General features: G+C 65.3%; 28 protein-coding genes, 3 tRNA genes and 1 riboswitch. Of the genes, 9 read left to right on the top strand and 22 right to left on the bottom strand.

Going from position 1 to position 15777, the window contains the following annotated elements; genetic code table 11:
- Nucleotides 1-5 precede the first annotated feature (5 nt).
- Nucleotides 6-449: a hypothetical protein gene (locus LZ605_RS08515; protein WP_249844471.1), complete on the bottom strand. Its 444-nt coding sequence runs from the start codon at nt 447-449 to the stop codon at nt 6-8.
- The gene (locus LZ605_RS08510; protein ID WP_249844470.1) at nt 442-891 is read right to left on the bottom strand and encodes a hypothetical protein; all 450 of its coding nucleotides are present in this window, start codon (nt 889-891) and stop codon (nt 442-444) included. The genes LZ605_RS08515 and LZ605_RS08510 overlap by 8 nt, the downstream gene beginning before the upstream one ends.
- A gap of 81 nt (nt 892-972) precedes the next feature.
- Between LZ605_RS08510 and LZ605_RS08505 the strand changes: the two genes are divergently transcribed.
- The 3 genes from LZ605_RS08505 to LZ605_RS08495 all read left to right on the top strand — a co-directional run bounded on the left by LZ605_RS08505 (nt 973) and on the right by LZ605_RS08495 (nt 1406).
- Nucleotides 973-1048, top strand: a tRNA-Gly gene (locus LZ605_RS08505).
- A gap of 142 nt (nt 1049-1190) precedes the next feature.
- A tRNA-Gly gene (locus LZ605_RS08500) sits at nt 1191-1266 on the top strand.
- A gap of 66 nt (nt 1267-1332) precedes the next feature.
- Nucleotides 1333-1406, top strand: a tRNA-Cys gene (locus tag LZ605_RS08495).
- 80 nt (nt 1407-1486) lie between these two features.
- Here LZ605_RS08495 and LZ605_RS08490 read toward each other — a convergent pair.
- Nucleotides 1487-1942 (bottom strand): hypothetical protein, encoded by a 456-nt coding sequence (locus LZ605_RS08490; protein ID WP_249844469.1) that lies wholly within the window; start codon nt 1940-1942, stop codon nt 1487-1489.
- Nucleotides 1943-2141: 199 nt separating this feature from the next.
- Here LZ605_RS08490 and LZ605_RS08485 point away from each other — a divergent pair, with 199 nt between their 5' ends.
- Nucleotides 2142-2411, top strand: a complete 270-nt coding sequence (locus LZ605_RS08485) for a hypothetical protein (protein WP_057495854.1) — start codon at nt 2142-2144, stop codon at nt 2409-2411.
- Between the two features lie 16 nt (nt 2412-2427).
- Here the strand turns inward: LZ605_RS08485 and LZ605_RS08480 are convergent, their stop codons facing one another.
- The 4 genes from LZ605_RS08480 to LZ605_RS08465 form a co-directional block, all read right to left on the bottom strand.
- Nucleotides 2428-2700: an acyl-CoA thioesterase domain-containing protein gene (locus LZ605_RS08480; protein WP_249844468.1), complete on the bottom strand. Its 273-nt coding sequence runs from the start codon at nt 2698-2700 to the stop codon at nt 2428-2430.
- Nucleotides 2701-2818: 118 nt separating this feature from the next.
- Entirely contained in the window at nt 2819-3019 is a 201-nt protein-coding gene (locus LZ605_RS08475; RefSeq protein ID WP_249844467.1) for a hypothetical protein, read from the bottom strand.
- A gap of 91 nt (nt 3020-3110) precedes the next feature.
- Entirely contained in the window at nt 3111-4187 is a 1077-nt protein-coding gene (locus LZ605_RS08470; RefSeq protein ID WP_249844466.1) for an alpha/beta hydrolase family protein, read from the bottom strand.
- 118 nt (nt 4188-4305) lie between these two features.
- Nucleotides 4306-4806, bottom strand: coding sequence for a DUF6265 family protein (locus LZ605_RS08465; protein ID WP_249844465.1), 501 nt, complete (start codon nt 4804-4806; stop codon nt 4306-4308).
- 133 nt (nt 4807-4939) lie between these two features.
- On the opposite strand from LZ605_RS08465, the gene LZ605_RS08460 reads away from it, so the two are divergent.
- The gene (locus LZ605_RS08460) at nt 4940-5773 is read left to right on the top strand and encodes an AraC family transcriptional regulator (protein WP_249844464.1); all 834 of its coding nucleotides are present in this window, start codon (nt 4940-4942) and stop codon (nt 5771-5773) included.
- 3 nt (nt 5774-5776) lie between these two features.
- On the opposite strand, the gene crcB is transcribed toward LZ605_RS08460, so the two are convergent.
- Together crcB and LZ605_RS08450 are read right to left on the bottom strand one after the other, a co-directional pair.
- Nucleotides 5777-6169 carry a fluoride efflux transporter CrcB gene (gene crcB, locus LZ605_RS08455; RefSeq protein WP_107233120.1) on the bottom strand — a complete coding sequence of 131 codons (393 nt, stop codon included), beginning with the start codon at nt 6167-6169 and terminating at the stop codon, nt 5777-5779.
- Nucleotides 6170-6251: 82 nt separating this feature from the next.
- Nucleotides 6252-6315: riboswitch (Fluoride riboswitch) on the bottom strand.
- Nucleotides 6316-6351: 36 nt separating this feature from the next.
- Nucleotides 6352-6753, bottom strand: coding sequence for a helix-turn-helix transcriptional regulator (locus LZ605_RS08450; protein ID WP_306803895.1), 402 nt, complete (start codon nt 6751-6753; stop codon nt 6352-6354).
- Nucleotides 6754-6864: 111 nt separating this feature from the next.
- Between LZ605_RS08450 and LZ605_RS08445 the strand changes: the two genes are divergently transcribed.
- Both LZ605_RS08445 and LZ605_RS08440 read left to right on the top strand, forming a co-directional pair.
- The gene (locus LZ605_RS08445) at nt 6865-7074 is read left to right on the top strand and encodes a Cro/CI family transcriptional regulator (RefSeq protein WP_249844462.1); all 210 of its coding nucleotides are present in this window, start codon (nt 6865-6867) and stop codon (nt 7072-7074) included.
- 353 nt (nt 7075-7427) lie between these two features.
- A complete protein-coding gene (locus tag LZ605_RS08440) occupies nt 7428-7664 on the top strand; it encodes a hypothetical protein (protein WP_249844461.1) in 237 nt (78 codons plus the stop codon).
- A 9-nt stretch (nt 7665-7673) separates the two neighbouring features.
- On the opposite strand, the gene LZ605_RS08435 is transcribed toward LZ605_RS08440, so the two are convergent.
- Both LZ605_RS08435 and LZ605_RS08430 read right to left on the bottom strand, forming a co-directional pair.
- Nucleotides 7674-8723: a 4Fe-4S dicluster domain-containing protein gene (locus LZ605_RS08435; RefSeq protein WP_249844460.1), complete on the bottom strand. Its 1050-nt coding sequence runs from the start codon at nt 8721-8723 to the stop codon at nt 7674-7676.
- Nucleotides 8720-9007, bottom strand: coding sequence for a hypothetical protein (locus LZ605_RS08430; RefSeq protein ID WP_249844459.1), 288 nt, complete (start codon nt 9005-9007; stop codon nt 8720-8722). The genes LZ605_RS08435 and LZ605_RS08430 overlap by 4 nt, the downstream gene beginning before the upstream one ends.
- A 179-nt stretch (nt 9008-9186) precedes the next feature.
- Between LZ605_RS08430 and LZ605_RS08425 the strand changes: the two genes are divergently transcribed.
- Both LZ605_RS08425 and hemN read left to right on the top strand, forming a co-directional pair.
- Nucleotides 9187-9627 carry a group III truncated hemoglobin gene (locus LZ605_RS08425; RefSeq protein WP_249844458.1) on the top strand — a complete coding sequence of 147 codons (441 nt, stop codon included), beginning with the start codon at nt 9187-9189 and terminating at the stop codon, nt 9625-9627.
- Nucleotides 9628-9671: 44 nt separating this feature from the next.
- Nucleotides 9672-11081: an oxygen-independent coproporphyrinogen III oxidase gene (gene hemN / locus LZ605_RS08420; RefSeq protein WP_249844457.1), complete on the top strand. Its 1410-nt coding sequence runs from the start codon at nt 9672-9674 to the stop codon at nt 11079-11081.
- Nucleotides 11082-11318: 237 nt separating this feature from the next.
- Here hemN and LZ605_RS08415 read toward each other — a convergent pair whose 3' ends face one another.
- The 11 genes from LZ605_RS08415 to LZ605_RS08365 form a co-directional block, all read right to left on the bottom strand.
- Nucleotides 11319-12353, bottom strand: coding sequence for a site-specific integrase (locus tag LZ605_RS08415; protein ID WP_249844885.1), 1035 nt, complete (start codon nt 12351-12353; stop codon nt 11319-11321).
- 2 nt (nt 12354-12355) lie between these two features.
- The gene (locus tag LZ605_RS08410) at nt 12356-12604 is read right to left on the bottom strand and encodes a DUF4224 domain-containing protein (RefSeq protein ID WP_249844456.1); all 249 of its coding nucleotides are present in this window, start codon (nt 12602-12604) and stop codon (nt 12356-12358) included.
- Nucleotides 12605-12615: 11 nt separating this feature from the next.
- On the bottom strand, nt 12616-12798 hold the full coding sequence (locus LZ605_RS08405) for a hypothetical protein (protein ID WP_249844455.1): 183 nt from the start codon (nt 12796-12798) through the stop codon (nt 12616-12618).
- On the bottom strand, nt 12795-13082 hold the full coding sequence (locus tag LZ605_RS08400) for a hypothetical protein (RefSeq protein WP_249844454.1): 288 nt from the start codon (nt 13080-13082) through the stop codon (nt 12795-12797). The genes LZ605_RS08405 and LZ605_RS08400 overlap by 4 nt, the downstream gene beginning before the upstream one ends.
- Nucleotides 13079-13417 (bottom strand): hypothetical protein, encoded by a 339-nt coding sequence (locus LZ605_RS08395; protein ID WP_249844453.1) that lies wholly within the window; start codon nt 13415-13417, stop codon nt 13079-13081. The genes LZ605_RS08400 and LZ605_RS08395 overlap by 4 nt, the downstream gene beginning before the upstream one ends.
- A complete protein-coding gene (locus LZ605_RS08390; RefSeq protein ID WP_249844452.1) occupies nt 13363-13512 on the bottom strand; it encodes a hypothetical protein in 150 nt (49 codons plus the stop codon). The genes LZ605_RS08395 and LZ605_RS08390 overlap by 55 nt, the downstream gene beginning before the upstream one ends.
- A gap of 189 nt (nt 13513-13701) precedes the next feature.
- Complete coding sequence (locus LZ605_RS08385) at nt 13702-13896, bottom strand: hypothetical protein (protein WP_249844451.1); 195 nt, start codon at nt 13894-13896, stop codon at nt 13702-13704.
- Nucleotides 13889-14848: a hypothetical protein gene (locus LZ605_RS08380; RefSeq protein WP_249844450.1), complete on the bottom strand. Its 960-nt coding sequence runs from the start codon at nt 14846-14848 to the stop codon at nt 13889-13891. The genes LZ605_RS08385 and LZ605_RS08380 overlap by 8 nt, the downstream gene beginning before the upstream one ends.
- Nucleotides 14845-15057 carry a hypothetical protein gene (locus LZ605_RS08375; RefSeq protein ID WP_161771697.1) on the bottom strand — a complete coding sequence of 71 codons (213 nt, stop codon included), beginning with the start codon at nt 15055-15057 and terminating at the stop codon, nt 14845-14847. The genes LZ605_RS08380 and LZ605_RS08375 overlap by 4 nt, the downstream gene beginning before the upstream one ends.
- A gap of 3 nt (nt 15058-15060) precedes the next feature.
- Complete coding sequence (locus LZ605_RS08370) at nt 15061-15444, bottom strand: hypothetical protein (protein ID WP_249844449.1); 384 nt, start codon at nt 15442-15444, stop codon at nt 15061-15063.
- A gap of 82 nt (nt 15445-15526) precedes the next feature.
- Nucleotides 15527-15769 carry a hypothetical protein gene (locus tag LZ605_RS08365; protein WP_249844448.1) on the bottom strand — a complete coding sequence of 81 codons (243 nt, stop codon included), beginning with the start codon at nt 15767-15769 and terminating at the stop codon, nt 15527-15529.
- Nucleotides 15770-15777: the final 8 nt, after the last annotated feature.

Here is a 15777-nt window from a genome sequence, read left to right as displayed (position 1 = left end):
ATGCGCTACGGAGCGGTCCTCCCGGCCTTCTTCCCGTCGCGAATTCTTCGCATGAGACTCACCGCCGACACCAGGCACAGCGCCAGCAGCAGGCCGACGTCCAGCAGCAGCAACCACAGCAGGTGCATGCCGTGCACGGGCGGTTGATGCATCGCCGACAGCATCCACGGCACCGACCATGCCAGCAGCAGGACAAAGGCGATCAGCAAGCGCAGCCACAGGCGTTTCAACCGCCAGGGCCGCACGATCAGCGCGGCCACCACCAGTTCAACGGTACCCAGCAGCGCGAACAGGACCACGGTGCTGGTCGGGTAGGGCAGTTCGGCGCCTTCCAGGCGGCGCAGCAGCCAGTAGTCGGGCGTGAAGCCGGCATTGACCAGTGCGGCGATCAGGGCGAGCCAGGTCAGTGCGACCAGCAGCCAGAACAAGCGGATGTAGCGCCTAGGCATCTGCGGTGTCCGTGCTGGGCAGCGAAGGTCCGGGTGATGAAAGGCGCCGGCTGGCGAAGATGGCAGCCAGTGTCAGCAGGCCAGGCCCGAAGGTGAAATAGAGCATGCGCAGCGGATGGTTGTGCATCAGCGTCCAGGTGGCGAAAGCCAAAGGAATTGCCAGCACCAGCAGCTTGGCCCACAGCGGTCGCAGCACGGCGATCAGCGGCTGGACGCCGATGAGCATCCAGAAGACATGGAACTGCGCGATGCCCAGGCCGATGTCGCGATGCGACGTGAAGCCGATGGTGTCGCGATACCAGCTCATGCCCAATGGAATCAGTGTCCACAACAGCAGCGCCACCAGCAGTTGCAGCAGCAGGGCGATCAGCAGGGGCATACCGCGAAGGAACATGGGTGAACCGGGCCGGGCGGGGCAGCGTACCCCACGGCGCAGGGCCATGACGGCATCGTGTGAAGACTGTTGACGACGTGAAGGAATTTGGACACAATAGCGCTCCTTCGACGCAGGTCGAATGAATCTGCGGGAATAGCTCAGTTGGTAGAGCGCAACCTTGCCAAGGTTGAGGTCGCGAGTTCGAGTCTCGTTTCCCGCTCCAGATTCTACAGGGCCCCGACAGGGGCCTTGTTTTTCTCCCGCCACGGCAAGGCGGGGCACGTTGAGCCACAAGGCTTTGCGCGCAGTCAGAAAGGTGAAATCGCTGGTGTGTGTTCCGGATTTCCGGTACCATGTCGGCTTATGCGGGAATAGCTCAGTTGGTAGAGCGCAACCTTGCCAAGGTTGAGGTCGCGAGTTCGAGTCTCGTTTCCCGCTCCATGTTCCGACAGGCCCCATCTTGGGGTTTTGTCTTGTCAGGGCTACGTTCCTGACGCGCAGTACGTTGGCCTCATGGCAGAGTGGCTATGCACCGGATTGCAAATCCGTTTACAGCGGTTCGATTCCGCTTGAGGCCTCCAATTGAAAAGCCCTGACTCCGGTCAGGGCTTTTTTGTTTTGTCCGGATGCCGCGCTCGTGCAGCACTTGTCGATCGTCGACCTACGGCTGCGCCTGCATCGCGCAAGCGTCCAGCAATGGCAGCAGGCCGTGCGTACTGAATGTGTTGCGTGCAACGCTGTCGCGCGCGGTAATGTGCTGGCCACCGGCACGGATCTGTTCGAGGATCACGGCGGTGTCGCGATCCAGGATGATTCTTCGATCATTTGCTTCCGGATGAGCATCCACCCTTACACCGATCCCGGTGTTGCCGACCTCACTGAATGACACGCCGATGGTGGGCGCCAGCCCCGGCTCGAAGATGAAGAATGGATAGGGGCGTGACGGGGCACGCGGAAAGATCGCGCATCTGCCGGCACTCTCGTCGGTGGCCTCCTTCCGCACCAGAGTCCACGCCGATGATGCGCCTGCGGGCGTACCGTCCTCTGCGCGAACCGGTTGCATGCCGAGAACGGCAACGATGGAGGCGGCCGTGATGAGCAGGAGGTAGCGATGCATGACGATCCTTGTCGTGGCGGCAGGCGATGGCCGCGGCCGAGTGGGCGTGCAGCATAGCCCGGCGGGTGCCCACAGGCCTGCTTTTCAGTCTCATTTCCCCACGACATGGCAAGGCGCTATGGTCAGGTTCCAAGTCTTAGGGAGCTGCAATGGCGAGCAAGGACATGAACGACCGTGGCATGCAGCCGGCAGGCCGGCAATGAACAAATCCTCTGCGGAAGTACGCTGGCTGACATTCCGGCTGATGAACGGCCAGTCGATCGGGCCGGACCGTTTGAAGGACGGATGGGTGGTCGCATCGGAAACCCGCCATTGCGGCGTGCGCCGCGAGGCCATCGAAGGTGCCGGCGTGGTCTACGCGCTGTATGCCCCGGCCAACCTGGCCTCGCCGCGACGCGCGGAAATGCGCATGCGCGAATTCCTGATGAGCTCCGGCTACACCTTCACGATGGGCACGCTGGGCGGCTGAGGCCGCCCGCTACCGGTTACGGACGCACGGTAAGGGCCTGGGCAAGCGTCCCGATCGGGCCGCGTGCATCGTGCAGCACCGTGCTGGTCAGGCCCAGGCCCTGCTGGCCGAACGACACCGGGGTGTCAAAGCCCAGCCATTCGCCTTCAGGCACGCCGAACAGGTGCGCGGTCAGGTCCAGGTTGGGGAAGGCCACAGTCCTGGGGTCGGCGCGCACCGCCATGCCGTTGGACAGGTCGAACTTGGTCGGCAGGTAGCGGGTGTCACTCAGTCGTTCGAAGAAGGCCATCGTGTGCGTTGCTTCAGCAGGGAGAGACGGCGGCAGGGGCGCTACCGGTCTCTGTATCGTAAGCGTTTGCCAACGTGGCGGGCTGAGCCGGCTCCCGCAGGAGCCGGCCGGACGCCGGTCAGGGAGACGGGCAATCCGTTTCACGGCACAGGCGGTACTCGGCGTCGCACTGCTCGGAGGTCTTGCCCAGCGGTCCATGCGTCGCACGCAGGCATTGTTCGTACTTCAGCGTGCAGAAGTCGCAGGAATCTGCGGCGAAGGCCAGGCCGGTCACGGCCATGCCAAGGAGCATCACGGTCTTCAAGGTCGTCTTGATCATCACGTCAGTCCTTTGTCTGCCCGTCAATGGGCCAGGCCACCATAGCAGTCGGTGCCGCGCTGTCCCGCCGCACTGCGGCGCGATGCTGCGCTCAGCGCTGCACCGCTTTCAGCGCCTCGACGACCTGGGCATCGGAGAAGCCACAGTGACCTTCACCCACCGCAGGCAGCACCTGCGGCAACGGCGCAGCGCCGGCACTCTTGGCCAGTTGCGGATACAGCGTCTGCATGTGCGGCACGATGGTGGGATCGTTGTGGTTGAACTGGATCACCAGCGGCCGCTTCAGGGCGCCGGTCAGCGCCAGCGTGCTGCGCACCTTGGCCTGCGCGGCAGGCACCGCATCGAGGCGCTGCACGCCGGCATTGAATGCTGCGTCGTCACCGAAACCGCTGTAGTCCACGTTGCGGTTGCCGACCGGCAGGCCGCCGCTGCGCGTGGCCAGCTCGTGCAGGACCAGCGCATGCAGGCTGATGGTGCCGGCCAGTGCATCGGCGGAGACCTGCAACCGCTGCGCCAGCACTGCCGCGCGCGCGGGATCGCGTTGCAGGGCAAGGGCGATGCCTTGGTACAGCGCGCCCTGCGGCAGCGCTGCCGCTTCCCGCGAAACCAGGCCGCTGCGCGGCAGGCCTTCGGCGGCGGGGAAAAAATAATCGAATGCGACCAGTGTCGCCAGCAGGTCCGCCGCGATCTGCTCGCCGCTGAGGTTGGCGCCGCACAGCGAAACGCCGCCGGCGTAGTGCTGCGGGAAGCGCTCGAGGCTGCCGATGGTCACCGCACCGCCCATCGAGAATCCCAGCATCCAGGTATGGCGCACGTGCTTGAGTTCCCGCGCGGCGTGTTCGCGCAGGCGTTCGGTGTCATTGATCGCTTCGGCCACTGCCCAGCCCTGGTTGGAATACGCACTCTGCGCGACGGCGTAACCTGCGCCCAGCAGCGCTGTGGTGCTGTCATTGGCGGTCATCGGTGTGGTGCGTGGCACGCCCACGGGTTCATAGCCGTGAGCCAGCATCACCAGCTCGCCATTCCAGGTTGCAGGCACATCCAGCCGCCACGGCGCCCCCTGCAGTTCACCACTGAGTGTGCGTGGTGCCGTGGGCGGTGCCGCCAGCAACGATGTCGCAGGCAACAGCAAGGCGAGGGCTAGGGCATGTCCAAACGAGCGACGCATCGTAATCATTCCATCCGGGAATGGCGCCGAGCATAGATCGCGGCGCAACCTTGCGCGCGCTGCACTGCCGCAGGGATCGCAGCTCCACCATACGCGATGGACACGAGGATGGAGAAGGTCAGCGCGCCGGCACCGGTCCACCACAGGCAACGCGGTGCATCGGGAAATCCACCGCCTGTGCCGGGTTGTCCTGCGCGACCTCGATGCGCGCGTGCGCGCGCTGTTCGTCCAGGCGGCGGTAGCGGATGCGCTGCGGGAAGTCGTTGGCCGGATTCTCGAACACGGCCTCGGTGTCATCGACGTGGGTGGCGTTGAAATCGGTGGGGTTCTGGCCGGAGGGCAGGGCAGTCAGCACCAGACGACCATCATCGTGCTGGCGCAGCTGCATGAACTCGAAGCCGACGGTGCGCCCGTCGCGCACGCTGCGGCTGCTGCCGAACAGGGTGCCGCCGGCCAGCGTGGACCACTGCTCGCCGGCGCCTTCGGGGTGACCATCAAGCTGCCAGCATCCGGTCAGCCAGGCCAGCTGCGCGATCTTCGGCGGCGAGGCCGCCTGCGTGTGGGCGGACGCGGCCAACAGCAGCAGCGGCAGCAGGATCAGGGCGATGCGGTTCGACATCGGTGCCTCCGTGCGTGGGATGTCCGGCGTGTATAGCGCCTGATCCATCGCCAGGCCAGTGTCGCCCCATACGGCGCTGATTCCGATACGATTTGTCGTATTGAACGCCATCTGCGTGATCTGGAGTCCTGTCATGGTTGACCGCCTCGCCATCCTGCTGGAGCGTTTCGCGGTCACCGCCTCGGTGTTCCATGCCGGTGCGTTGTGCGGCATCAACAGCCTGGAGGGCGAGGACGAGGCCGGTCAGTTGCACCTGGTAAGGAGGGGGCCGCTGCATGTCCGCCACGGCCAGCAGACCGTGCAGGTCGATGTACCCAGCCTGCTGCTGTATCCGCGCCCGATGCCACACCGTTTCAGCACCGATCCGCAGCGAGGCGCCGACATGGCCTGCGCGAACCTGCATTTCGAGGGCGGCCGGCTCAACCCGATCAGTGCGGCGCTGCCCGATTTCATCTGCCTGCCGCTGGCCGAACTGTACGGCGGCAATGCGGCACTGGAGTTGTTGTTCGAAGAAGCGTTCGAGCAGCGCTGCGGGCGCGCGGCGATGGTCAACCGCCTGTTCGAGGTGGTGATGATCCAGGTATTGCGCCAGTTGATGGAGGGCGGCGAGATGCGCGGCGGCCTGTTCGCCGGGTTGGGCCATCCGCGGCTGCGATTGGCGCTGGTGGCGATGCACGAAGCGCCAGCGCAGGCCTGGACGCTGGAGGATCTGGCCGAAGTAGCCGGGATGTCGCGCAGTGTGTTTGCGGCCAGCTTCCGCGAGGCGATGGGCACCACGCCGGGCCAGTACCTGCAGGGCTGGCGGGTGGGATTGGCGCAGCAGGCATTGCGTCAGGGCCGGCCGCTGAAGCGGATCGCCGATGAGGTGGGCTACGGCAGCGAAGCGGCACTGTCGCGGGCCTTCAAGGCGCATACCGGGCAGTCACCCCGGCAGTGGCGCGGGCAGGACCGCGCCAGCGCTGCCTGAGCCTCAGCCCAACGCCAACCGGGCCAGCTTCATGCCGCCGAACAGGCCGGCCACGCCCAGGGCCACCGAGCCGCCGGCATACAGCGCGGCCAACCCATGCTGGCCACGTTGCAGCAGCAGGCCGATTTCAAGCGCATAGGTGGAGAAGGTGGTGTAGCCGCCCAGGATGCCGGTGGCCAGCAGCAGGCGCAGCTGCGGCGAGGCGCCATTGCGCAGTGCGAAGGCCTCCACCACCACGCCCATCAGCAGTGCACCGCTGAGATTGATCAGGAACGTGGACCACGGCCACGGACTGCCCACGGCCACCCGTGCGCCGATCAGGTTGCAGGCGTGGCGCAGGCAGGCGCCGACACCGCCTCCGACGAAGACCAGAAGATAGTTGTTCAGTGATTGCATCGCATGCCTCGAGAGCGGGTTCGCGGTGTTGATGGCGAACGCCGAAGGCAGGCACGGCCTGCCATCGACGAACGCCACGTTCGTCCTGGCAGGAGCCATCAGCCTTCTCAGGCGGTTATCGGGGGAGCCCCATCCCCATCGCGGCCCATGCTACCAGCGCCGGCGTGCAAGCGTCAGCGCGTTCAGGACATCGAGGTCTTCAACACCCGGGCCACCTTGCTGCGGCTGAAGCCGTCCATCAACAGCTCGAACGCCAGCAGATCGAGTGCGGCGTGGCGACGGTGGTCCATCTCCAGGCCGTTCTCCTCGACCAGGTGGCTGACCAGTTCGTAGGCGTCCTGCCAGACATCCAGATGGGCCTGGCTGGGCATGTAGGCGTTGCCGCGTTCACCGACCCCACCGCCGCTCACCCCGTACAGCAGTTCGCGCGCGTCCAGCTTGGCCGCATCGGCGATGCGGAACAGCTGTTCGGCCTTCACATGGGCTGGGCTGACATGGTCGTTGAGCCAGTTGCTGATGGTTGCCGTCGTTGAATCGGCGGCACGGGCCAGATCGGCCGGGCGCGGGTGCCCGGCTTTCTTCATGGCAATGGCGAGTCGTTGGCCGAGAGTATTCATCTATGCAAGCCAGCTTAACGCCTGGATCGTAAAGAGGCCTTGTCGCAAGAATCGGTCTGATTAGCAGAAGGACCGATCATGACTGGATTCTGGAGCAAGCGGCAGGTGCGCGACCGGCTGGGCTTCCATACGGACGCCGAACTGGCGCACTTCTTTGGCATAAGCCGATCCGCAGTGTCGCAATGGCCCAAGGATGGCCCGATTCCTGCGTTGCGGCAGTACATCCTTCATCAGCAATACCCGAACCTGTTCCCGGTCGTCGAGGCCGCCGAACCCGAATTCGAGTGAGCTACGCCACAAGATGTCGTCTTTAGCGCGCTAAGCGTGAAACGCAAAGCATGCTTAGCAAAGTAGAGAAATTCGATGGAACTGGCTCTGCCCATTGGCAGTGCCTACTGAATTGGGGCCACCGGGTGACGGGCGTCGTGTCGGGTCTGGCCCATCCGGAGCCATGGTGCTTCCGTATGCAGTTTTGTGAACGATTAATAATTTCGATCACGAAAGCGAGCGGATGTAATTGACCTGTCGTGAAATCTATGACTAATTGGAGTCAACCGGTCGTGAAACCCGGGAGTCTTTCAGTAGCACGCAAGTGAGTCGGTAGACCGTCAACGATGCAGAACAAGTCCAACGGAGGTCGTATGGAATACGGCATGCATGGCTTGGCTGAACGGGTACGCCGCGAACTGGAAGCCAGCTATCACAAACACGGATGCGGTCCGGCGTTCTGGGATACCTACCAGCAGGTGCTGGACCGCTTGGTTCCGCAGGGGACCGAGCGTACCGAGGTCACCAACGAAATGGCGCTGATCATCGAACAGCTGGGCATCGTCCGACGTGCGCAGCTGGTTCCGCCGCACGCCAACGGGTCGCTTTGAAGCGTTGATTCAGAGCAGGCGCCAGGCGCCCCAGGCCAACAGCGCCAGCAGCATCGACAACAGAACCAGGGTACGGGGCCGCCATCCGCGCCGCGGCTGTCCTGCCATCGCCTGTGGACTGCAGTAGCGCACCAGGCCGGGACCGAAACCGGCCTGGTGCTGCTGCTGTGCGCAAGCTTCCAGGCAGGCGCCACAGGCCAGGCAGTCGGCCTGCGGGCCCTGGCGGATGTCCAGCTGCATCGGGCAGGCGCGGACACAGGCCAGGCAATCGGTGCAGTCGCCCAGCCGGTTGTCGCTGAAGGTCGGCGTCGGCCCGGCCAGCAGCGGGTGCGCTGCACGGAATACGTAGTCCTGTGCGGTGGTCGGGTCGAGCAGGCCGCGACCACGGCCGAGCACGCCGCCCAGACCGGACGGGCGGGGCCCGCGCGGTTCCCCGCGCCGGGCGTCATACAGCATGCGCGGCGTGTACGGGTCGGTCAGCAGCGGCTGTGCGCGCGCGAACGGGCACAGCGAGCGGCAGACCTGTTCGCGCAGGAAGCCTGCATTGCCCCAGGTGGCAGCGGCGTAGAACAGCACCCAGAACGTTTCCCAGCCGCTCCATGCAGCGCGGGGCAGGGCGGTGACCAGTTCCGCGATCGGGCTGAACAGTCCGACGAAGGTGATGCCGGTCCAGAGTGACAGCAGCGCCCAGGCCAGTTGCGTGGCCGGGCGCGTGGCCTGGGCCGGCAGCAGCCGGCCCAGGCCGTGGGCGATCCAGTCGAAGGCGCGCCGCCACAGCGTCTGTGGGCAGGCATGGCCACACCACACCCGCCCGGCGAGGTGGGTGAGCAGGGCCAGGCCAACGGCCAGCACTGCCAGCAGGCCGATCAGCACGCCGACGTCACCGGGCCAGAGGGTCCAGCCGAACAGGTCGAAGCGTCGCGCATTGATGTCCAGCAGCAGGGCCTGGCGACCGTCCCAGCGCAGCCACGGCAGCGCGTAGAACAGCACCAGCAGGGCGGCACTGAGCGTGCCCCGCCAGTGCCAGGGACGGGATGCAATGGCGCAGGTCGTGTTCATCCCAGCGGCAGCTCGTCGTCGTCGTCGCTGGGCAACGGTCGTTGCAGGTACCAGGTGACGGCGCTGGACAAGGCGGTCACCGCCCAGAACATGAAGAAGCCTGCGGTATAGCCCAGCTCGCGGCTGATGGCCGTCCCCGGGAAGCTGATGGCCTGCAGCCGCAGCGGATCGACGAAGGCAAAGAACACCACGCTGGCCAGGCCGGCGGCGATGAAGCTGGGCCAGAGGATGGCGCCCCAGTGCTGGATCAGTTGCTGGCGGCGGTTGGGAGGAGGTCTGTTCATGCTGTCCCGGATCGAAAAGTGGGCGGCGCGTATACTTCGCCCAGGTTGGTGCCGCATCCGCAGGGCATGCTTCCTGCAAGCATGGCAGCCTAGGTGCAGCCGAGTGCGCCGACATTGATCTGGATCAACGGCGATGCTGCTCTGCTGCGGCACACTGCCGGCACGCCTTGGGTACCCCGATGAACGCAACACCGCCGCCTGTCCTTCCTGTCGCCTCACCCGAGCTGTGCACCGAGCAGGAAGTGACCCGCCTGGTCCACGACTTCTACGCCCGTGTGCGCGAAGAGGAACGATTGGGTCCGGTGTTCGAGGCGCACGTGCATGACTGGCCGGAGCACCTGGCGCAGCTGGTCGACTTCTGGTCGGCGATGCTGCGCGTCACCCGCCGCTTCAAGGGTTCGCCGATGTCCAAGCACATGGCCATCGAACTGGACAAGGACCTGTTCGACCGCTGGCTGGTGCTGTTCCGGATCACCACCGCCGAGTGCGGCAACCTGCCCATGCAGGAGCTGGCCAACGACGTGGCCGCGCGCATCGGTGACACTTTCTGGAAGCGCTACCAGATGCTGCGCTGGCCGCAGGTCGGGCTGCCGGTGCTGGGATTGCCTGGCCAGGATTGATCTGGGTCAAGGCGCCGCCGTCCGTCCGGCGCGATGCTGGCGGCATGGACACGTTCTCTCCCGCTGCCGGCGGCCTGGCCTGGACCTTCGACCCCGATCTGCTGCGCCGGCACGACCGGCCCGGGCCGCGCTACACCTCGTATCCGACCGCGCCGCACTTCCATGAGGGCTTCGACGCCCCGGCGCTGCGCCAGGCAATCGCCGACAGCAACCGGCAGGCCCGGGCCTTGTCGCTGTACGTGCATGTGCCGTTCTGTTCCAGCCCCTGTTTCTACTGTGGGTGCAACCGGATCATCACCCGCGACCGGGGGCGCGGGCACAGCTACGTGTCGCGTGTGCTGGCCGAGGCCGATCTGCTCGCATCGCAGTTCGAGGACGGCCGCGAAGTGATCCAGCTGCACCTGGGCGGCGGCACCCCGAACTTTCTCGATGCCGACGCGATGACCACGCTGGTGGAAGGTCTGCGTCGCCGCTTCGACTTCAGTGATTCGTCACAGCGCGATTTCTCGATCGAGCTCGATCCGCGCTTCATCGACGCCGGTGACGTGGCCATGCTGGCACGGCTGGGCTTCAATCGCGCCAGTCTGGGCGTGCAGGATTTCGATCCGCAGGTGCAGGCATCGATCAATCGGGTGCAGGGCGTGCGCCAGACGCTGGATATCCTGCGCGCCTGCCGCGATAGCGGCATGCGCTCGGTCAATGTCGACCTGATCTATGGCCTGCCCGGACAGACCCTGCAGGGATTCGGCCTCACCCTGGAACAGGTGTTGGCGCTGCGCCCCGATCGCCTGGCGGTCTACGGCTATGCGCACCTGCCGCATCTGTTCCGCGCGCAGAAGCAGATCGATGAAAGCCGCTTGCCCACCCCGGAAGACAAGCTGGCGTTGCTGGGCCTGGCGGTGGAGAGGCTCTCGGCGGCCGGCTACCAGTACATCGGCATGGATCATTTCGCGCTGCCGGAAGAGGATCTGTCGCGCGCGCAGCGGGCCGGGCAGCTGCATCGCAACTTCATGGGTTACACCACGCACGCCAATACCGATCTGTTGGGGCTGGGCGTCAGTGCAATCAGCCACATCGGTGCCAGCTACAGCCAGAACCCGCGTGATCTGGCGTCGTGGGAGGAAGCAGTAGACCAGGGCCAGCTGCCGGTCTGGCGTGGCGTTGCGCTGAGTGCGGATGATCAGTTGCGCGCGGAACTGATCCAGCAGCTGATGTGCCAGGGCGAAGTGGACCTGCATGCGCTGGGCCAGCGCCATGGCATCGATGCCGGGCAGTACTTTGCCGAGGATCTGCGCTCGGTCTGGCAGTTGCAGGCCGATGGTCTGGCCGAGTGCCACGACGGCGTGGTGCGTGCCAGCGAGCCGGGACGGCCGCTGCTGCGGCTGCTGGCCATGTGCTTCGATCCTTACCTGCGCAGCGCGCACGAACAACCGCGCTATTCGCGTGCGATCTGAGCGTTTGCCGGTTCCCCGTGCGATGTCCCGAAGCGCGGACACCCTGCTGCGTTGCCATGTTGGTGCCCGGAGCCGGAATCGAACCGGCATGACCTTGCGGTCGGCGGATTTTAAGTCCGAACCATAATCCTTGTGGCACAAGTGTTGTAGCCTGATTCCCGCTCCGCAATGGGTCGGTTTGCAGGCGCCTGAAACCATTGGGGCACTTGGGGCGGATACGGATTGCGGAGCGCAGTCTTAGCGCGTCGGCGTGGACTTGTGCCCACGGCGTTTGCGCGTGTAATGCTCGGTCATCGAGACCGTAGTGTGCCCGAGCTGATGCTGGGCTTTGCGGATATCGCCCGATGAATCAGCCTTGTCGGTGGCTGCCTTGGCGCGAAGGTCGCGAAAGTGGATCCCGTCGACATCAGCGCCAACAGCTGCACGCGCTGCTGCCCAGATTTCGCTCATCCGCCGGACGCTCACGGGCTTCCCTCGCTCGCCAATGATCAGGCTGCTACTTCGAACCTTCCGACCATCCTTCCGCCGCCTGAGTCGTTCCAGAAGCTGCTCCAGTTCGCCCTCAACCGCGATCCGCAGTTTCGTCTTGGTCTTCCCTTGCCGGATGTGAATTGCGCCATCCCGGACGTCCTGCTCGGTCAAGCTCAGCACATCGGCCGGCCGCTGGCCGATCAGATATGCCAGGTCCATGGCGTCCTGAAGTGACCAGTGGGCAACCGCGCGCATCGCCTCGAATTGGTCATCCTCGATGTAGATGTCCCGGCCCGTTTCCTTGAATCCTTTGATGCCGGCGCATGGGTTTGGCAGTGCGGTGTATCCCTTGTCGCGCGCGAAGTTCCAGATGTGCGACAACAGCGCCTTCTCGCGGTTGGCCCGCACCATGCCCTTGCCGCTCTTTGTGCGCCAGGTCATGTACTTCCGAACCGTCACCGGTTGTATTGCATCCAGCGGCGCCGGCGGGTCGTCGAAGTATTCCAGCAGCTTGGTCAACTCTTTGGCGTTGTCCAGCTGCGTGCGCGGTGCCTTGTGGATGATCACCTCCTTCCGGTAGGCCTCGCTCACGTGGCGGAAGGTGATGACGGCCACGGCCTGGGCCTCGCGGGTGCCCTCCAGCTCGGCCCACTTCTTGATCGCCAGCGCGTAGTTGCTGCCCAGCGGCAGCTCCTTGCGCGGCTTGCCGCCCAGGTCGTAGTAGTAGTGCACCACGCCCGACTTCTGTTTGCGCGGCCGGAACCGCGGAATCGCGCCCGGCTTGTTCGGCTTCCGCCCCATCGTCATGCCGCCTTGTTCGATTTCCAGACAGCGACGACCGTCGCCTTATCGGTTTCCACGTCGCTATCCCCTTCGAGGGTGGCCCACAGTACGCGCGGCCAGCCGTCCAGACCCTTGAAATGGGGGATGCCGTTCAGCACCAGGAACGCAAGCTGACGATCCTTGTACGGGGTGTCGCACAGTTCCCGCATCGTTTCCCGGGACAGGCACAACGCCCCCGCGCCCGGGGCGGCCTTGTTCTTCTTGGCCATGGTGTCCTCCTTCAGTTCGTGGCCAGCGCAGCGCGCAGCTGCTCTGTGGCTTGGTAAATCTGGCCCCGCAGGCGCAGTACTTCAGCGCGCAGGCGGATCACTTCATCGGCCGCGACCACCAGCTGCTCGCGCAGCACGTCCTTTGCCGGCTGCTTCATGCGGCGTGGTTCGCGGGGGAAAAGCTGGGGGTTCATCGTCGCTCCTTGTGCCGCACGGAAGGGTCGAGGCCATAGGTGTCGGCGAGGGCGCTGGTGAGCCGGTACGCCGTCGCGCGACTCACTCGGAACCGGGCGATCACCTCTTCGATGGTCGGAAACTTCTCCTGCTCGTGCGCCCACTTCATGAAGAGCATGATTGACCGCATGTAGCCGTATCCCGCGAGGTCATGCTTGATCCTGCGGACCTTGACCACCGGCGGCATCGAGGCGTCGGCGGAGAAGTCCCGCGCGCCGAGTCCCATAGACGGTGAGAGGTTCATGCGAACAGGTCCAGTTGGGCCGGCGTGGCCGGCGGTGGTGCGGGTTCATCACGCAGCAGATCGGCCATGCGAAACGTAACGGCCCACGCGTCGGTATGTCGGATCAGGTACTGGTTTTCCTGGCACACCGAGATCTTTCCCGCCGAGATCAGGTAGCCGGCGTGCGCCGGTCCCGTGAATCCCTCGAACTCGATGCGCAGGATTTGGTCCCGGCGCCAGCCGGCACGCAGCTTTCGTTCGAGGATCGAACGAGCGAACGCCCGCAACTGATCGGGCGCCATCACGCTGCGCACCTCCGCCAGCACCAGCGCAGCCCATTGCGCGCGGCGCGGCATGCGCGGCTGATCGCCCACAGGGTGGCGATGCCGGCCAGGAACGCGGCCAGGGCGAACACGTGGACCATTGCAGCGGTGAGCAGCTGGTCAGCCATTTCCGAATCCTTCCTCACGCCTCGCCGCTGCACCATCGGCCACACAGGTGGGGCAGTAGTCCAGACGGTCGTGATTCTTCCAGCCGTACTCCCGTATGCGGCGACGGCACTCGGCTGCCGACTCATTGGGCGCGTCCGCAGTCTCTGTCTCGCCGCACCCGTCGCAGGTGTACTGCAGCCATTTCTCGATCATTTGCCCACCACCTCGCTGTCTACCTGGCGCGCGTAGTTCGGTGCGAAGTGCTTGGTAACGCGCCAGTCGATCGCTTCGACCGGCCCGCCTTCTCCTTCCCGGGCCAGGCGCTTCGCTTCGGCAGCGCTACGTGCTTCGACGTGAAAGAACTGCACGGCTTGGAACGGCATTTCCACGAGGTACTTAGCCATTGCCCACCGCCTTGCCGTCGAGAACACGGCGCGCAGCCTGCAGGTCTACGTCGTTGGCTTCCATCACATCGACCGGATCGCAGGTGCCGCCGAGGTCTTTGATGCGATCCCTGCCAGATTCAAGCAGGCGCACATACGCGCGATACAGGGCCTTGAAGTCGGCCAGGTCCACGGCCTGCGCGGGCGGGGCGGCGGCGTTGCCCGGCAGCGGCGTGTCGAAGTGCAGGGCGTTCTTTGCCTCCTGCTTGGCCCGGATCTTCGCCATCACCTCCGGATGGCTGATGCGAGCAAGCTCGGCGTGGCCGTGGACGTGCATGTCCAGGCCTGCCACCCAGCAGTAACCGGCGAGCGTGACCATCACCCCGCCGACTTCTTGTGCAGGATCGCCAACCGGACGACTGAACACGTAGTCGACCAGCGTGGGCACGCGCGCCTTGTCGTAGCCGTGAGCCTGCAGCAGCTCCAGCACTTCCTCCAGCAGTCGGTCGCCGCGCTCGGTCATGTTGCTGTAGAGCGACGGCAGGAAGCACTGGCCCATCCATTCGGCCACGCCAGCCTGGAAGGTTTGTCCCACCGGCTGTCGGGCGGCGAGGGCTGCTTCCAGCAACTGCAATGCGTGGCGCGCCTCGATGTGGATGTTTGCAGCGTCCAATCTGCTGATGGAATAGTCCTCCGGCCTGCACAGCCGCATGATGCTGCGAAGGTTGGCGCCGATCATTCCCAGAGCATCCTGACCACCCGGGGAGGGCTGGGCGGAGAGGGCGGCTTCGATGGCTCGCAACGCGCGCTTGTCGGAGTCAGTCAGCGACTTGTGATTGATGCGAATGGCCTTCGCCTTATCACCGTCGTCTCGGTACTGCGCCGCGAGTAAGGCGCGCGCCGCGTCGGACGGCATCACCTGCACCCTCCCACCGGGCCGCACGTCCGCCAGGGTCTTCTTGTCGTTGCTCATGCCTGCATGTCCTTGCTGTTGGTGGAGCGCGCGCCGCGCGCCCTGGCTTCAAGTTGCTCGGCAACGCCGAGGTAGTAGGCGTGCCGTTCCAGACGGATCGATTCGGGGAACTGGAAGTGCCTCAGCGACTCTTCCGCCTGCACGCGCCAGGCGGCTGCCTCGCGCGCTGGGTCGTCGTCGAAAATGTCCATCTGGACCGGCTTGGCCATGGATCAGTGCTTATCGACCGCGCGATGGCGGCTGTAGCCCATGCCTTCGATGGGGATCCCGCACCAGGTGAGGGTTGCGCCCGGGATCGGCTCCGGCTTCGCATCGCGCCAGGGCTGCGTGGAGCCGGCCTTACGCTTTTCCTGCCACTCTGCCTTCGCCTTGGCGCGGTGGGGCTTCTGCATGCGCGCGAGGATCCGGCGCACGCAGTGCTTGAGGTCTGAGGACTGCAGCACGATGCGCGGAGGCCGATTGCCTTTGGCTGTCGTGTAGCCGGAGACGAAGCCGGCGACCTGTTCGCGGATAAGTTCGATGCGGGGCAGCTCGCCGTTTTCCTTCTTGGCGAACTCGGGTTCGTGCTGGAAATCGACAACGACGGAGTCGGTCATGGCGGATCTCTGGGGAATAGGTTGCCGGCTGTGTGGAAGTCCCGCCGGCTTGGGAGGCCGGTTGCGCCGGCCGGGCGGTTGCTCAGTGCGTGTCGTCGGCGGGCATGGCCCGGCGGCGGCGCTCGTCGGTGCGGCGCTGCATTTCGGCTCGGAAGGCAGGCCAGCCGCGGCGGGCGTCGTTCCAGCCGTGCCAGCCGAAGTAGGCGATGCCGGCCAGGGCGATCAGGACGAAGGAGGCGGCGCCGGTGTAGATGGCGCGCGCGAGCAGCGCCATCAGGGCACCGACGATCACGGCGCAGTAGAAGGGCAGGGCCAGGTGGCGCATTACTCGGT

It is taken from the genome of Stenotrophomonas maltophilia, from assembly GCF_023518235.1.
Taxonomy (GTDB): domain Bacteria; phylum Pseudomonadota; class Gammaproteobacteria; order Xanthomonadales; family Xanthomonadaceae; genus Stenotrophomonas.
This window is presented reverse-complemented; position numbering and strand designations above follow the sequence as displayed.

Bases quoted from the DNA above. Each gene is read 5' to 3' on its own strand.
- LZ605_RS08515 (WP_249844471.1), bottom strand. From the start codon at position 449: ATGCCTAGGCGCTACATCCGCTTGTTCTGGCTGCTGGTCGCACTGACC.
- LZ605_RS08510 (WP_249844470.1), bottom strand. From the start codon at position 891: ATGGCCCTGCGCCGTGGGGTACGCTGCCCCGCCCGGCCCGGTTCACCC.
- LZ605_RS08490 (WP_249844469.1), bottom strand. From the start codon at position 1,942: ATGCATCGCTACCTCCTGCTCATCACGGCCGCCTCCATCGTTGCCGTT.
- LZ605_RS08485 (WP_057495854.1), top strand. From the start codon at position 2,142: ATGAACAAATCCTCTGCGGAAGTACGCTGGCTGACATTCCGGCTGATG.
- LZ605_RS08480 (WP_249844468.1), bottom strand. From the start codon at position 2,700: ATGGCCTTCTTCGAACGACTGAGTGACACCCGCTACCTGCCGACCAAG.
- LZ605_RS08475 (WP_249844467.1), bottom strand. From the start codon at position 3,019: ATGATCAAGACGACCTTGAAGACCGTGATGCTCCTTGGCATGGCCGTG.
- LZ605_RS08470 (WP_249844466.1), bottom strand. From the start codon at position 4,187: ATGCGTCGCTCGTTTGGACATGCCCTAGCCCTCGCCTTGCTGTTGCCT.
- LZ605_RS08465 (WP_249844465.1), bottom strand. From the start codon at position 4,806: ATGTCGAACCGCATCGCCCTGATCCTGCTGCCGCTGCTGCTGTTGGCC.
- LZ605_RS08460 (WP_249844464.1), top strand. From the start codon at position 4,940: ATGGTTGACCGCCTCGCCATCCTGCTGGAGCGTTTCGCGGTCACCGCC.
- crcB (WP_107233120.1), bottom strand. From the start codon at position 6,169: ATGCAATCACTGAACAACTATCTTCTGGTCTTCGTCGGAGGCGGTGTC.
- LZ605_RS08450 (WP_306803895.1), bottom strand. From the start codon at position 6,753: ATGAAGAAAGCCGGGCACCCGCGCCCGGCCGATCTGGCCCGTGCCGCC.
- LZ605_RS08445 (WP_249844462.1), top strand. From the start codon at position 6,865: ATGACTGGATTCTGGAGCAAGCGGCAGGTGCGCGACCGGCTGGGCTTC.
- LZ605_RS08440 (WP_249844461.1), top strand. From the start codon at position 7,428: ATGGAATACGGCATGCATGGCTTGGCTGAACGGGTACGCCGCGAACTG.
- LZ605_RS08435 (WP_249844460.1), bottom strand. From the start codon at position 8,723: ATGAACACGACCTGCGCCATTGCATCCCGTCCCTGGCACTGGCGGGGC.
- LZ605_RS08430 (WP_249844459.1), bottom strand. From the start codon at position 9,007: ATGAACAGACCTCCTCCCAACCGCCGCCAGCAACTGATCCAGCACTGG.
- LZ605_RS08425 (WP_249844458.1), top strand. From the start codon at position 9,187: ATGAACGCAACACCGCCGCCTGTCCTTCCTGTCGCCTCACCCGAGCTG.
- hemN (WP_249844457.1), top strand. From the start codon at position 9,672: ATGGACACGTTCTCTCCCGCTGCCGGCGGCCTGGCCTGGACCTTCGAC.
- LZ605_RS08415 (WP_249844885.1), bottom strand. From the start codon at position 12,353: ATGGGGCGGAAGCCGAACAAGCCGGGCGCGATTCCGCGGTTCCGGCCG.
- LZ605_RS08410 (WP_249844456.1), bottom strand. From the start codon at position 12,604: ATGGCCAAGAAGAACAAGGCCGCCCCGGGCGCGGGGGCGTTGTGCCTG.
- LZ605_RS08405 (WP_249844455.1), bottom strand. From the start codon at position 12,798: ATGAACCCCCAGCTTTTCCCCCGCGAACCACGCCGCATGAAGCAGCCG.
- LZ605_RS08400 (WP_249844454.1), bottom strand. From the start codon at position 13,082: ATGAACCTCTCACCGTCTATGGGACTCGGCGCGCGGGACTTCTCCGCC.
- LZ605_RS08395 (WP_249844453.1), bottom strand. From the start codon at position 13,417: ATGCCGCGCCGCGCGCAATGGGCTGCGCTGGTGCTGGCGGAGGTGCGC.
- LZ605_RS08390 (WP_249844452.1), bottom strand. From the start codon at position 13,512: ATGGCTGACCAGCTGCTCACCGCTGCAATGGTCCACGTGTTCGCCCTG.
- LZ605_RS08385 (WP_249844451.1), bottom strand. From the start codon at position 13,896: ATGGCTAAGTACCTCGTGGAAATGCCGTTCCAAGCCGTGCAGTTCTTT.
- LZ605_RS08380 (WP_249844450.1), bottom strand. From the start codon at position 14,848: ATGAGCAACGACAAGAAGACCCTGGCGGACGTGCGGCCCGGTGGGAGG.
- LZ605_RS08375 (WP_161771697.1), bottom strand. From the start codon at position 15,057: ATGGCCAAGCCGGTCCAGATGGACATTTTCGACGACGACCCAGCGCGC.
- LZ605_RS08370 (WP_249844449.1), bottom strand. From the start codon at position 15,444: ATGACCGACTCCGTCGTTGTCGATTTCCAGCACGAACCCGAGTTCGCC.
- LZ605_RS08365 (WP_249844448.1), bottom strand. From the start codon at position 15,769: ATGCGCCACCTGGCCCTGCCCTTCTACTGCGCCGTGATCGTCGGTGCC.